Origin of the sequence: Kribbella sp. NPDC048928 (assembly GCF_043197975.1) — a bacterium.
Taxonomy (GTDB): Bacteria; Actinomycetota; Actinomycetes; order Propionibacteriales; family Kribbellaceae; genus Kribbella.
Map to the genome: position 1 here is coordinate 457,531 of NZ_JBICUC010000005.1, position 12,991 is coordinate 470,521.

Genomic DNA, 12,991 nt, shown 5'->3' on the forward strand with positions numbered 1-12,991 from the left:
TCACTCATGACGTAGTGCATCGATGGGACGGAGGCCGGCGGCTCGGTGCGCCGGCATGCTGCCGAAGAACAGGCCGACCGCCGCGGACACACCGAGCGCGAGTCCGATCGACGACGGCACCAGCGCCGGCTGCACACCGGCCAACTGGAAGCGGGTGACGATCAGCGCAACGCCGACACCGACCGCGCCCCCGATCAGGCTGAGCAGCGTCGCCTCGATCAGGAACTGTCCGAGGATCGTCCGCCGCCGCGCGCCGAGCGCTTTGCGGATCCCGATCTCCCGGGTCCGCTCGGTGACGGTGACCAGCATGATGTTCGTGACGCCGATCCCGCCGACCACCAAGCTGATCGCGGCGACGGTGGCGAGCAGCGCGGTGAACGTCGCCGCCGTGTCCTGGCTGGTCTGCAGGATCTGCGCCGAGTTCGTGATCCGGAACGGCGACGTCGTGGTCTCCGGTACCTGATGACGAGCGGTCAGCAACTGCGTGACCTCCGCCTGCGCGGTGTCGACCCGGTCCTTGTCCCCCGCCTGGACGACGATCTGGTTGAGGGCGCCGTACCCGGCCTGAGTCGCGCGGAGCGTGTTGATCGGGACGATCGCGGTCGCGTTCGGGTCGTTGAACCCAGTGCTGTCCTTGCTGGCCAGAACGCCGAGCACGGTGAAGTCGACGGCGCCGAGCTTGATCGTCTGCCCGACCGCGCTGGCCGGCCGCGTGAACAGCTCGGTCGCGGCTGTCTGCCCGAGCAGGATCACCCGCTGCGAGGTGTCCACATCGGCCTGCGTGAACGAGCGCCCGATCTGCACCGGTGTGTTCGTCGCAGGCAGGTACTCCGGAGTCGTACCGATCACCTGGTTCACCGTGTAGCTGGTGTCGCCGTTGGTCGCCGTACCGGAACTGGTCATCACCGGCGCGACCGACGCCACGTCCGGAGCCAGCTTCTTGTCGGCGAGCGCGGAGGCGTCGTCGAGGGTGAGGCTGTACTGCTGGTTGGCCGGACCGGCCTGGCCGCGGACGAAGCCACCGCCTCCGCCGGTCGTGGAGACCGTCAGCAGGTTCGTGCCCATCGCCTCCAGCCGTTCCTGCACCGCCTTGCCGGAGCCGTTGCCGACCGCAACCAGCACGATGACCGCACCGACACCGATCGACACCCCGAGCACGGTCAGCAGGGATCTGAGCTTGTTCGCCGTCAGGCCGCGGAGCGCGGCGCCCATCAGGTCGCGTGGTGACATCAGCGGGTCACCTCGTCGGAGACGATCCGGCCGTCCGAGACCTGTACGAGCCGCCGCGCGTGCGCCGCCACCTCGTGCTCGTGGGTGATCACGATGATCGTCCGGCCCTCGGCGTGCAGCTGGTCGAACATCTGCAGGACCTCGTCGGTCGAGTGCGCGTCCAGGTTGCCGGTCGGCTCGTCGGCGAGCAGGATCCGCGGGCCGGTGGCGAGCGCCCGGGCGATCGCCACCCGCTGCTGCTGGCCGCCGGACAGCTGGTTCGGCCGGTGGCCGGTGCGGTCCGCGAGACCGACCAGCTGCAGCGCGCGGTTCGCCCGCTGCCGGCGTTCGGCCCGGCGCAGGTGCGCATAGGTGAGCGGCAACTCGACATTCGCGAGCGCGGTGGTCCGCGGGATCAGGTTGAACGACTGGAAGATGAACCCGATCTTCCGGCCGCGGACGAGCGCCTGCTGGTCCTCGCTCAGCCGGGCGACGTCGCTGCCGTCCAGCCAGTACTCGCCGCGGGTCGGTACGTCGAGGCAGCCGAGGATGTTCATCAACGTCGACTTGCCGGATCCGGACGAGCCCATCACCGCGACGTACTCCCCGGCCTCGATCCGCAGCGACACGCCCTGGAGCGCGTGCACAGCGGTCTCACCGTGGCCGTACGTCTTGGTGACGTCCCGGATCTCGATCAGGGACTCAGCGGCCACGGAAGCCCCCGCCCCCGATACCCCCGCCTTGGAACTGACCCCCGCCGGGCTGCCGGTTCTGTCCGTTCTGCCCGCTCTGGGTCCCGGTTCCACCGATCGCGCCCTGCAGCAGCTCGATCTGGTCGCCCTCGTTCAGGCCGGACGTGATCTGGGTGTAGCTGCCGCCGCGAATACCGACCTGCACCTCCCGCGTCCCGCTGCCGTCGGCCATCGTGACCGTGGAGGTCGTGCCGCTGGTCGCGATCGCCGTGCTCGGGACGTACAGCACGTTCGCCGCCTTCGCGGTGTGCACCGTGACGTTCGCGGTCTGGCCGATCCGGGCGTTCGCCGGGAGCTTGGCGAGGCCGAAGGTGGCCGAGTACGAGACCACGCCGTTGGTGGTCGTCGGGGTCGGGGAGACCGAGGCGAGCGAGGCGGTGAGCGTCGTACCGGGCTCGGCGTTCAGGGTCACGGTCGCGGACTGGCCGGCCTTGATCTTGATCGCGTCGGCCTCCGCGAACGCGGCCACCACCTGGAGCGCCTTCAGGTCGGCCATGTCGACGAAGCCGGTGCCGGAGGTGGACGACGCGCTCGAGCCCGAGGTTGAACCTTGACCTGAGGTCGAGCCTTGCCCGCCGCTTCCGCCGCTGCCCGAGGAGCTGCCTGAACCCGAGCTGGACCCGCCGGACACCGAGCCGACCGCGCCGTTGATCGCGGTGATGGTGCCGGCGATCGGCGCCTTCAGCGTGGTCGCGTCGACCGCCGCCTGCGCGGCCTCGACGTTCTGGTCGGCCTGTTCCTTGTCGGCCTTCGCCTTGGCGAGGTTCGCCTCGGCGTTGCTGACGGCAACTTCCGGGCTCTGACCCTGACCCTGAGATTGAGACTGGGTCTGCTGTTGCTGCTGCTGACCGTTGCCCGGCGTGGGGGTCGGTGACGGAGAGGCCGAAGCCTCCTCGGCGTCTTCCAGGGCCTGCTGGGCGTCGTCGAGTGTCTCGTCCGCGGCGGTGACCGAGTTCGCCGAAGCGATCTGGTTCTGCTGGGCGATCCGCAGCTGCCGCTCGGCCGCGGCCGGGTCGATCTTCGCGATCGCCGCGCCCTTCGCCACCACCTGCCCGACCTTCACCAGGACCTGGGTGACCGTGCCCGACGTCTCGAACTGTGGAGACGCGGTCTGCGAGCTCTGCAGGGTGCCGCTGGAGCTGACGCTCGCGGTGACCTGACCACGCTGCACCGCCACCGTCGGCCGGGTCGCGCTGGCCGCCGGTGGGTCCTTCTTGAAGAACAGGAAGTAGGCGGTCACGCCGATGACGAGCACGATGGCCACCAGGGCCACGTTCACGAAACTGAGGCCACGGAGCTTGTGGCGGGGTAGCACCATGGACGCTGAGGCTAGGGTTGGATACTGAGGAGGAGATCCTCGCTTCCTGGCAACCGGCTGTGAACCGGATATCGATTTGGGACGTCCCACCTCGGTCGGTTCGCGACACACCGTGATCTGTGAAGGCCTGATGACAGGCGGTCACGACGGTGCGGTCAGGTGCGTACATATGGCTCGGACATGCCAAAATGGGAATGATCCGGGCCGGCCGACCGTTGGCACGGATGACGATCTCGGAGGTTTGACATGTCTAATCGCGTACTGCGTGGTTCGGGGCTGGGTGGGGTCAGCTTCGAGGATGACCGCGGTGTTGAGTTCGCGCCGCGTCAGATGATCACGTACGACTGCCCCCGCGGCCACGTGGTCGAGGTGACCATGGCGCACGACGCCGAGGTGCCCGCAGTGTGGGAGTGCCCGCATTGCGGCAGCGAGGCCGCCCGCTCCACCGGCGAGAAGCCGGAGCCGAAGCAGGAGAAGCCGGCCCGTACGCACTGGGACATGCTGCGCGAGCGCCGGAGCATCTCCGAGCTGGAGGAGCTGCTGGCCGAGCGGGTCGATCTGCTCCGCAAGGGCGAGATCGGTCCGGCGCACCTGCACCGCACCAAGCGCACGGCCTGAACGACGCGAGAGCCCTCATCGCAATGGCGCGGTGAGGGTTTCTTCTTGCCTGCATTTGCCTAAAGGCTTTAGGTAGCTACATAATGAGGTATGGCAAGAGTGGGGTTGAGCGGAGCGCGGCTGGCGCAGGCCGGTGCCGAGCTGGCCGACGAGGTCGGGTTCGACCAGGTCACGGTCTCAGAGCTGGCCCGGCGGTTCGGCGTCCAGGTCGCGAGCCTGTACTCCCACGTCCGCAACTCCGACGATCTGAAGACACGGATCGCCACGGTCGCCCTGACCGAGCTTGCCGACCAGGCCACCGCAGCGGTGGCCGGGCGAGCCGGTCGCGACGCTCTGGTCGCGGTGGCGGACGCCTACCGGACGTACGCCCAGTCCCATCCCGGCCGCTACGCAGCCTCCCGCCACACTTCCTCCCCCACGCCGGACTTCCTCGCTGCCGGCCGCCGGCACTCGGAGCTGATGGCAGCGGTGCTGCGTGGGTACGACCTGGACGAGCCCACCCGGACGGATGCGATCCGCATGCTCGGCAGCTTCATCCACGGCTACGTCACGCTCGAGCTGGCCGGCTCGTTCGGCTTCAGCTCACCGTCCAGCGCCGACACCTGGCCGCGCGTCCTCGGCGCACTCGACTCCCTCCTTCGCAACTGGCCCGAGAGGCAACCTTCGTGATCACCGTTCCCATCACCGTCGAACTGCTCCGCGGAGCCCTCGACCTCGAGCAGACCGCCCGCGGCTTCCTGCCGCACCGCCTCCCGGCCTGGACGCGCACGCAGTACGTCGACGACCAGCTGACCATGGTCGACTCGCAGCCCTCCGGTGTCCGGCTGGTCTTCCGTACGGCGGCCACCGTGCTGGAGCTCGACACGCTGCCGACCAAGCGCGACTACGTCGGCGCTCCCCCGCGGCCTGATGGTGTGTACGACGTACTGGTCGACGGCCAACTCTTCACGCAGCTCACCGCACCGGAGGGCGACGTGATCACGATCGACCTGACCACCGGTACGACGCAGACGACCGCCGGTGTGCCGCAGACCCTGCGCGTCGACGGGCTGGCCGGCGTACCGAAGACGGTCGAGATCTGGCTGCCGCACGACGAGACCACCGAGCTCGTTGCCCTGCGCACCGATGCGCCGGTCGAGCCGGCGCCGTCCGGTCAGCGCCTGTGGCTGCATCACGGCAGTTCGATCAGCCACGGCTCGAACGCGACGCATCCGACCGGCACCTGGCCGGCGCTCGTCGCGGCGCAGGCCGGGGTGGAGCTGCGGAACCTCGGCTTCGGCGGTAGTTGCTACCTGCAACCGTTCTTCGCGAAGACGATCCGGGACACGCCCGCGGACCTGATCAGCGTGAAGCTCGGCATCAACATCGTGAACAGCGACAGCTACCGGCTGCGCAGCTTCACTCCCGCGGTGCACGGCTTCCTGGACACGATCCGCGACGGGCACCCGGACACCCCGCTGCTCGTGGTGTCGTCCATCCTCTGCCCGATCCACGAGGACACCCCCGGCCCCACCGGCTGGAACCTCGAGGCTTTGGCCGCCGGCGAGCTCGGCTTCGCCGCCACCGGCAACCCCGACGAGGTGCCGATGGGCAAGCTCACCCTGTCAGTCATCCGCGCCGAGCTGGCCCGCATCGTCGCGCAACGCGCGCTCGAGGACCCGAACCTGCACTACCTCGACGGCCGCGTCCTGTACGGCGAGGACGACAACGCCGCCCACCCGCTGCTCGACGATCTCCACCCCGATGCCGCCACCCACCAGATCATCGCGGACCGGTTCACCGAGTACGTTTTCAAACGGCCACTCCCGTCCCCGGGCATGGTGAATCTGACTGTGCCCGTCGCAGACACCACCGACCGGGTTGCCTTCCCGGTCACGGTAGATCTCGGCGCACTGTGACCTAGGTTGTGCTCTGGGCCGCAACCGTGAGGCCTGGCTGGAGACGACGTACTACTTCCAGGTGGTCGTTGGTCCACAGGATCCGGATCGCGGTCGGCGTGGCCTGGTCGTCGGCGTCGTACAGGTCGCGCCGTACGGCGTCGACGAGCCGCGCCTTCGTCGGGTCGTCGTGCGGCAACGGCTGGGGCACCGAACCACGCCCGTCGAGCGCGCCGGCCAAGTCGCCGTACCACTTCAGCAGGCGGTTCGCCGACACGAGCAACGCGGCCTGAGCAGCGGCGCGATCGTCCGACGGTGGGCGGCCGTCTGCGTACCGCTCCCAGAGCTCCAGTACGGCATCCGCGGCCAGCCGGACCCCCACCACACCCGTGACGAGAGCGGTCATCTCGCTCAACGGCACCCGCTTCGCCCCACGTTCCGCGAGGTACGTACGGAACGTGTCGTCCAGCCGTCGCGCCGCGGCCGCCGCGCGCCGTCCGTCCTGCGGCGTCCGTGGACCCGGCGCGCAGCACGACACGGCGTAACCGACGACGCTGACGAGGTACTGGGCGCTGTCGACGTACGCCTCAGCCAGAGCCTTCCCGACCGCCTTGGACGCGCCGCGCGGCCAGAACAGCAGCCCGACCGCCACACTCACCGCGCACCCGAGTGCGATGTCGCCGATCCGGAACAGGATCAGCGACCAGCCTTCGGGCTGCGCGATGTTGAACAAGATCACCAGCGTCACCGTGAAGGCAGCCTGACCGGTCGCAAACGAGATCGCGGCCGGCACGATCCCCGCCACCAGGACCGCGATCGGCAGCAGGATCCACAGCGCCGTGCGATTGTCGCCGATCAGCTGCAGCAGGACGGCACCGATGATCGAGCCGGCCACAGTGCCCGCGATCGCGCGGTACGCGTTCTGGCCCGTGCTGAGGGCGTTGGAGCGCAGTACGGACAATGTCCCGAGGATCACCCAGAACCCGTGCTGCACGCCGGTCAGATCCGCGAACGCCACCGCGGCCGCGAGACCGATCGCACCCCGGATGCTGTTGTGCAACCAGACCGAGTGCCGCTCGAGGTGCGCGCCGGCACGTTCCGCGGCGCTGGCGAACGGACCCGCGAGCGCGGTCGGCTCGCGGCCGAGCAGGCGGTCGGTCCAGCTGCGCTGCTCCGCGGTCCGCGCGGCCTCGATGTTCTGCGCGATCAGGAGCACCGCGAACGCGATCTCCTGCGCGCGGAACGACACGTTGAGGCTGCCGAGCAGATCGGCTTCCGACCGGTACGTCGCCGGCAGCCGGTCGACCGCGTCCTCTTCGAGCGCCGTCACGGCGTCCCGCAGAACCTGAGCCGCTTTGGTCAGCTCCTCGACGGTGACCGCCGGGTCGTCGAGCAGGTCGGCGCCGTGCTCGAGGACCTGCGCTGCCGCGAGGTGCACTGCAGCAGCGTCGGCTTCACACGCTGCCTCGGCCACCGGTTCCTCGAGGATCGCGCTCAGCCAGGTCAGCTCGTCGACCAGCCGCACGATCGCCCGCGAGCCGGTCGAGAGCCCGGTCGGCCGGTACGGCGTGGCCGTGAACGTACGGCGCAACTCGTCGATCAACGTTGTGGTCTCGGCCGTGCGTACTGCACACACAGCAGCCGAGTCCTTCGCCTCGGAACGCACTTGCGCCGCCGCGGCCCGGCAGACGCGTGCAGCCGGTGCGCCGAGCGGGTCGACCGACGACCGCGGCCACAGGAACCACACCGCGAAGACGGCCGCCACCGCGGCGATCGCGACGCCGGCCAACCGATCAGGCAGCGCCGACAACGGGCCGGGCGTAGCGACGGACAGGATGAAGGCCAGGAGCATGGACGTACCGGCGCCGGCCAGCACCGAACTCACGACTCCCGAGAACAGGACCGCGAACCCGACAACCGCCGTCGCCACGACCGCCGTCCACACCGAGGACCCGGCCAGCGTCCCGACCGACACCAGCACCAGCCACGCCAGCCCCAGCTGAACCTGCGCCCGGATCCGCTGGATCATCGGGCCCGAGAAGTCCACGAGCAACAACATCGCGAACGCACCGAACGCCGCAAAGGTCGCGACGTTCGGAGCCTTCAACACCCCAGCACAGAACGCGAACAAGACCGGCATCACCACCGCGGTCCGCGCCGCCCGCCGCGAGGCCCCCAGCCCCGGATCCCGCTGCCGCAACCACCCGACCAGCCGCCCACCGAGCACCCGCATCCGCGCTCCTCGCTACCCGTCCTCCCACACCGCTCGGGTAAGTGTGCTCCATTCGATCCATCCCGTCACGTAGCCTCCGCATCACCGTGCTCGCTGCACAGACAGCCGACGCCGCGCTCGATCCATTCGGGCAGCCGCCAGTCGGGGTGCCGGGCGATCATCAGCGCGCGGATCTCGGCGGCGATCGTGTCCTCGGGCAGCGCGGAGTCACGGCGTTTCCAGGTCTCGTCGCGGAGCTCCACGAGGTAGTCGCGGACCTGGGCGAGCAGGCGTACGTCCCCAATGCCGCCGTGTCCGGGGACCACCACCCGTGGCTGCCCCTCAACCAGCCGGTTCAGTACGTCGATCCAGCGCACGCCCGACACGTCGACGTCGTACGGCGGGAACCACGGGAAGATCGCGAACTGATCCGCCTCCGCCAGGTCGCCCGTGAGCAGGACGCCGGCGTCCGGCACCGTGACGACCTGGTCGCCCTTGCTGTGCGCACGCCCGGTCGCGCGTAGCCGCACCGTCCGGCCACCCAGCTCGAGCTCGTGCGTGTCCTCGTACGTCAGGTCGGGGATCGGGATCGTCGCCTCCGCCAACTCGCGCGCGACCGGCTCACCGAGTTGCCGGAACATCGCGAGGTACCCCTCGCCCTTGGTGGTCAGGTCGTCGGCCTGCGCGCGGTTCAGGAGGTACGTCGCCGCGTCAGCGAACACGTCCGCGCCGAACGCGTGCTCCGGGTGGAAGTGCGTGGTCGTCAGGTAGAGCCGGCGGCCGGCCGCGTACTCCCCCGCGAACTCCAGCACCTTCCGCGCATTCCGCGGGCCGAGGCCGGTGTCGACGACGAGTACCGCTTCGGTGCCGCCGATCAGGGTGATGTTGGGGACGAGGTCGACGTTCCGGTTCGCGATCACGACGATGTCGCGGGCGACTTCCCGGACGTCGGTGAGCTGGACGACCGGGTCGGCGTACGGGTATTCGGAGGTTTCTGCTGGCATGGGTCCAGCCCAGCACCGGCGGGCGCGCCGCGTCCAAGACCTCTCCGGCATCGCCGATACCCAGCGGGTATCGTCGCAGGTGATGGAACTGCGGACCCTGCGGTACTTCGTCGCCGTCGCCGAGGAACTGCACTTCGGCCGCGCCGCCGCCCGCCTGTACATGAGCCAGCCGCCGCTGAGCCGCGCGATCCGGCACCTGGAGGCCGACCTCGGCACGGCGCTCTTCCACCGGTCCGCGTCCGGCGTCAGCCTGACGCCTGCAGGAACCGCGCTCCTGCACGAGGCGCGGACGCTGCTTGCCCAGGCGGAGCAGGTCCGTACGCGAGTCCTCGCAGCTGCGGGCACCGCGACGCTGACCATCGGCATCCTCAGCGACAGCACCGACCCGGACATCTCGAGACTCGCGGCCGCCTACCGCAAGCTGCACCCGAACGTCGACGTACGCATCCGCGAGACCGACCTCACCGACCCGACCTGCGGGCTCCGCGCCGGCCGCGTCGACATCGCCCTGACCCGCGGCCCGTTCGACGAGACCGGACTGCACGTGCAGGAACTACGCTCCGACCCGGTCGGCGCCGTACTGCGTGCCGACGATCCGCTCGCTACCCGCGACAGCCTCGTACTTGCCGAGCTGGCCGACCGGCGCTGGTTCCAGTTCCCGGCCGGCACCGACCCGATCTGGCAGTCCTACTGGAACGGCGGCACGCACCGCGAAGGGCCCGTGGTCCGCGCCGTCCAGGAATGCCTCCAGGCAGTCCTCTGGAACGGCACCATCGGCCTCGCGCCGCTCACCGACCACGCACTGGGCAACGAACTCGTCGCGGTGCCCGTCCAGGACCTCCCGCCCAGCCCGGTCCTCCTGGCCTGGGCCGAGACCACTCCGCTGACCCGCTCGTTCGTCGATGCGGCACGAGCGACGTACCGGGCTACTTCTCGGGGTCGATGACCTCGCCTTGGATCACGTCGCCCGAAGGTTGGCGGGGCTGGTTCGTGGGGGCGCCTGGCATGAAGGGGGTGAAGGCGGGTGGGGTGAGGGTGCTTGCGCGGCGGCTGATGAAGCGGGAGACGACGCGGCGGGCGATCGGGCGGGTGAACGGGCGGGTGAACGGCAGGATGAAGAAGAAGCCGAAGATGTCGGTGACGAAGCCCGGGGTGAGCAGCAACGTGCCGCCGATCAGGACCAGGCCGCCGTCGGTGAGCTCGCGACCGGGCAGCTTGCCGGTCTCCAGGGCGGACTGCAGGGCCTTCCAGGCACGGCGGCCCTCACGCTTCACCAGCCAGGCGCCGAGGATGCTCTCGAGGACCAGCAGGCCGACGGTCGGCCAGCCACCGATCGCCTGACCGACCTGGATGATCACGTAGATCTCCACGATCGGCACGACCAGCAGCGCGAGCCCGATCAACCACGGCATGTCGTACCCCTTCCAGCGAGTCCCCCCAGTGTTACAGGTCCGGAGGGGAAAGCCAGCCTGATCAGGCCGGGACCTTCTCGCGGACCTGCGCCGACCCGGCGGCCGGAGGCGGCGGGGTGCGGTCCCCACGACGACGGCGCTCGATCAGGGCGAGCACGAGGCCGAGCAGCCCGATCAGGGTCAGCACGCGCTGCGGCCAGGGGCCGATGGTGGTGGCGAGCGTGTGGCCGTCCTTGAGCGGCACCGAGGCGACGTACACGTCCGGTACGAACTGCGCCGACTTGTGCTCGACCGTGCCGTCCGGCCGGATCACGCCGGAGATGCCGCTCGTCGAGGCGATCAGCACGGTGCGCCCGGTCTCGATCGCACGCATCCGGGTGATCGCGAACTGCTGCTCGGGCTGACCGGTCCCGCCGTAGGTCGCGTTGTTGGTCTGCACGATCAGGACCTGCGCGCCGCCCTTCACCACGTCCTGGATGACGTTGTCGTACGCGAGCTCGAAGCAGATCACGTCGCCGTACGTGACGCCGCGGATCGGCATCACCCCGGGACCGACACCCGGTACGGTTTGCGCGCCGATCATCTCCAGCCGGTGGATGTACGGCAGCAGCTGGTCGCGGAACGGGATGTACTCACCGAACGGCACCGGGTGCCGCTTCGCATAGCGCTGACCCGGGCCGGTCTGCGGGTCCCACACGATGCCTGTGGTCTGCCGCTCGTTCTCGCCGGGGCCCTCGGTGACCGCGCCGACCAGGATCGGCACGTTGACCGCGTGCACGGCCTCCTCGATGTCGGCCCGGGTCTCGTCGTCCTTGTACGGGTCGATGTCGGTCGAGTTCTCCGGCCAGATCACCAGGTCCGGCTTCTTCTCCGTACCGGCCTGGACGCGCTGCTCGAGCTCCAGCGTCGCCTTCAGGTGGTTGCGGGTCACGGTCCTGGCCCGGCCGAGGAACTCCAAGCCCTTGCCCGGCACGTTGCCCTGCACCATCGCGGCCGTCACGGACTTGCCGTTGCCGGCGAGTGAGAGGTGGATCAGCGCACTGCCGAACACGATCGCCAGGCCGGCGACGAGCGCCACGGCACGCATCCGGAGAGCGGTTCCCCGGCGCAGCACGGCGTACACCAGGACGCCGATGAACGCGACGACGAAGCTCAGGCCGGGGATGCCGATGTAGGCCGCCAGCCTGCCCAGGGGCTGCTCGGAGAAGGCCCAGGCGAGCCGCCCCCACGGGAAGCCGCCGAACGGCACCGAGGCGGTCGCGAACTCGGTCGCGACCCACAGGCACGGGATCCACAGCGGCCACAGCCGGACCTTCAGCACCTGCGTCGCGAACAGCCCGAAGACCGCGTAGAACAGGCCCTCGAGGATCGCCAGCGCGATCGCGGCGTCGCCGCCGATGATGCTCAGCCACGGCACCAGGACGGCGTAGTACGCGATGCCGAAGCCGGCGCCGACCAGGAACCCGGCCTTCATCGAGATCCCGTGCAGCGCGGCCAGGAACAGCGGTACGGCGACGATGGTCAGCCACGGAAGGTCGTGCGGCTCGAACGCGAAGCCGAGCAGTACTCCGGCGGCCACGGCCACCGCCAACCGCGGCAGCAGCCGCCCCAGCGCCTTCAACCGGTCCACGCGGCAACCCCTTGTCCTCACGCACCGGCATCCGCCGGTCGCACGACCGTACAACGTCCCGAACACGCAAATGTATCCGGTCAGTAGCCAATCGGCAGCGATCGCGCAACGTGGAGGGGTCGCTGCGCAGCGCGAGGAAGTGAGCGGGACTCAGGCAATTGGCCCGGGAAAAGAGGAAAGAGGCTCGGCGTGCCTTCGGACCAACCGCCGATGCGCTGGCTGCGCACCGCCCGGCTGTTGTCTACTGGCCGCCGAGCCTCTTCCACCTCTGCCCCGCGGGGGGCTTACCGCCGGCGATCTCAGCCCCCGTCGACTCAAGCCTGGCTTTGACCTGGTCAGCGTCGCGGGATCATCCGGCGGCCGAACTTCATGTGACCGTTGAACAAACGGGATATGACGACGTCCAAAACGATGCTCGCTGGCGGCGACGGTGTCAACCTCTCCCCCGGCTCTTTGAGCCCGTTGTAACACTATCGCCTGCCCTGCAAGGGAAAACGAGGAACGTTCAATCAAGTCACGTTACAGAGCGAGATCGGTACTCCACGTGATCGTTACCCAGGGCAACCAATCGTCACCCAACCGGGACGACGACCGTTCCCTTGGCCCGGGTGATCTCCAGCGGTTCGTCGAGTACTTCGGCGGCCGATGCAGATTGATCCGGACGCCCGCGGCAGACGACGTACGCGCTGAAATCGAGGTCCCGGCTGCGGTTGCCGACCCGGGTGATCGTGGCCTGCACCTCCACGACGTCGCCGGCCCGCAACGGCTGCAGGAACTGCACGTCGGAGTACGACGCGAACAGGCCCTCGTCGCCGTCGGACTGGATACACACCTCGGTCGCCACATCCCCGAACAGCGCCAGCACGTACGCGCCGTCCACCAGGTTCCCGGCGTAGTGCGCGTGGCTGTACGGGACGTACCGGCGATGCCTGACGGTCAAGCCAATGGTTGCCTTCGAC

12 protein-coding genes are annotated in these 12,991 nt (G+C 69.4%); 4 read left to right on the plus strand and 8 right to left on the minus strand.

Going from position 1 to position 12,991, the window contains the following annotated elements:
- From ACGFI6_RS24320 to ACGFI6_RS24330, 3 genes are read right to left on the minus strand one after another with little or no spacing between them, the layout of a single operon-like run.
- The gene (locus ACGFI6_RS24320) at positions 1–1,230 is read right to left on the minus strand and encodes an ABC transporter permease (RefSeq protein WP_393122173.1); all 1,230 of its coding nucleotides are present in this window, start codon (positions 1,228–1,230) and stop codon (positions 1–3) included.
- On the minus strand, positions 1,230–1,922 hold the full coding sequence (locus ACGFI6_RS24325; RefSeq protein ID WP_393122175.1) for an ABC transporter ATP-binding protein: 693 nt from the start codon (positions 1,920–1,922) through the stop codon (positions 1,230–1,232). The genes ACGFI6_RS24320 and ACGFI6_RS24325 overlap by 1 nt, the downstream gene beginning before the upstream one ends.
- Complete coding sequence (locus tag ACGFI6_RS24330) at positions 1,912–3,279, minus strand: efflux RND transporter periplasmic adaptor subunit (protein ID WP_393122177.1); 1,368 nt, start codon at positions 3,277–3,279, stop codon at positions 1,912–1,914. Before ACGFI6_RS24330 ends, ACGFI6_RS24325 begins: the two co-directional genes overlap by 11 nt.
- A 246-nt stretch (positions 3,280–3,525) precedes the next feature.
- Here ACGFI6_RS24330 and ACGFI6_RS24335 point away from each other — a divergent pair, with 246 nt between their 5' ends.
- The 3 genes from ACGFI6_RS24335 (at position 3,526) to ACGFI6_RS24345 (ending at position 5,795) form a co-directional block, all read left to right on the plus strand.
- Complete coding sequence (locus ACGFI6_RS24335; protein ID WP_328999859.1) at positions 3,526–3,897, plus strand: RNA polymerase-binding protein RbpA; 372 nt, start codon at positions 3,526–3,528, stop codon at positions 3,895–3,897.
- 90 nt (positions 3,898–3,987) lie between these two features.
- Positions 3,988–4,566 (plus strand): TetR/AcrR family transcriptional regulator, encoded by a 579-nt coding sequence (locus ACGFI6_RS24340; protein WP_393122179.1) that lies wholly within the window; start codon positions 3,988–3,990, stop codon positions 4,564–4,566.
- On the plus strand, positions 4,563–5,795 hold the full coding sequence (locus ACGFI6_RS24345) for a GDSL-type esterase/lipase family protein (RefSeq protein ID WP_393122181.1): 1,233 nt from the start codon (positions 4,563–4,565) through the stop codon (positions 5,793–5,795). The genes ACGFI6_RS24340 and ACGFI6_RS24345 overlap by 4 nt, the downstream gene beginning before the upstream one ends.
- Before the next feature lies 1 nt (position 5,796).
- On the opposite strand, the gene ACGFI6_RS24350 is transcribed toward ACGFI6_RS24345, so the two are convergent.
- Together ACGFI6_RS24350 and ACGFI6_RS24355 are read right to left on the minus strand one after the other, a co-directional pair.
- Entirely contained in the window at positions 5,797–8,007 is a 2,211-nt protein-coding gene (locus ACGFI6_RS24350; protein ID WP_393122183.1) for an FUSC family protein, read from the minus strand.
- Between the two features lie 65 nt (positions 8,008–8,072).
- A complete protein-coding gene (locus ACGFI6_RS24355) occupies positions 8,073–8,990 on the minus strand; it encodes an MBL fold metallo-hydrolase (protein ID WP_393122185.1) in 918 nt (305 codons plus the stop codon).
- Positions 8,991–9,072: 82 nt separating this feature from the next.
- On the opposite strand from ACGFI6_RS24355, the gene ACGFI6_RS24360 reads away from it, so the two are divergent.
- Complete coding sequence (locus ACGFI6_RS24360; RefSeq protein WP_393122187.1) at positions 9,073–9,936, plus strand: LysR family transcriptional regulator; 864 nt, start codon at positions 9,073–9,075, stop codon at positions 9,934–9,936.
- On the opposite strand, the gene ACGFI6_RS24365 is transcribed toward ACGFI6_RS24360, so the two are convergent.
- The 3 genes from ACGFI6_RS24365 to ACGFI6_RS24375 form a co-directional block, all read right to left on the minus strand.
- The gene (locus ACGFI6_RS24365; RefSeq protein WP_393122189.1) at positions 9,917–10,402 is read right to left on the minus strand and encodes an FxsA family protein; all 486 of its coding nucleotides are present in this window, start codon (positions 10,400–10,402) and stop codon (positions 9,917–9,919) included. The two genes, ACGFI6_RS24360 and ACGFI6_RS24365, sit on opposite strands and share 20 nt — an antisense overlap.
- Positions 10,403–10,463: 61 nt before the next feature.
- A complete protein-coding gene (gene lnt, locus ACGFI6_RS24370) occupies positions 10,464–12,032 on the minus strand; it encodes an apolipoprotein N-acyltransferase (RefSeq protein WP_393122191.1) in 1,569 nt (522 codons plus the stop codon).
- A gap of 571 nt (positions 12,033–12,603) precedes the next feature.
- Entirely contained in the window at positions 12,604–12,972 is a 369-nt protein-coding gene (locus tag ACGFI6_RS24375) for a hotdog domain-containing protein (protein ID WP_393122193.1), read from the minus strand.
- Positions 12,973–12,991: the final 19 nt, after the last annotated feature.

What these genes read in the sequence shown, in the direction of transcription:
- ACGFI6_RS24340 (WP_393122179.1), top strand. Translation starts at nt 3,988, where the DNA reads ATGGCAAGAGTGGGGTTGAGCGGAGCGCGGCTGGCGCAGGCCGGTGCC.
- ACGFI6_RS24360 (WP_393122187.1), top strand. Translation starts at nt 9,073, where the DNA reads ATGGAACTGCGGACCCTGCGGTACTTCGTCGCCGTCGCCGAGGAACTG.
- ACGFI6_RS24335 (WP_328999859.1), top strand. Translation starts at nt 3,526, where the DNA reads ATGTCTAATCGCGTACTGCGTGGTTCGGGGCTGGGTGGGGTCAGCTTC.
- ACGFI6_RS24320 (WP_393122173.1), bottom strand. Translation starts at nt 1,230, where the DNA reads ATGTCACCACGCGACCTGATGGGCGCCGCGCTCCGCGGCCTGACGGCG.
- ACGFI6_RS24365 (WP_393122189.1), bottom strand. Translation starts at nt 10,402, where the DNA reads ATGCCGTGGTTGATCGGGCTCGCGCTGCTGGTCGTGCCGATCGTGGAG.
- ACGFI6_RS24350 (WP_393122183.1), bottom strand. Translation starts at nt 8,007, where the DNA reads ATGCGGGTGCTCGGTGGGCGGCTGGTCGGGTGGTTGCGGCAGCGGGAT.
- ACGFI6_RS24330 (WP_393122177.1), bottom strand. Translation starts at nt 3,279, where the DNA reads ATGGTGCTACCCCGCCACAAGCTCCGTGGCCTCAGTTTCGTGAACGTG.
- ACGFI6_RS24355 (WP_393122185.1), bottom strand. Translation starts at nt 8,990, where the DNA reads ATGCCAGCAGAAACCTCCGAATACCCGTACGCCGACCCGGTCGTCCAG.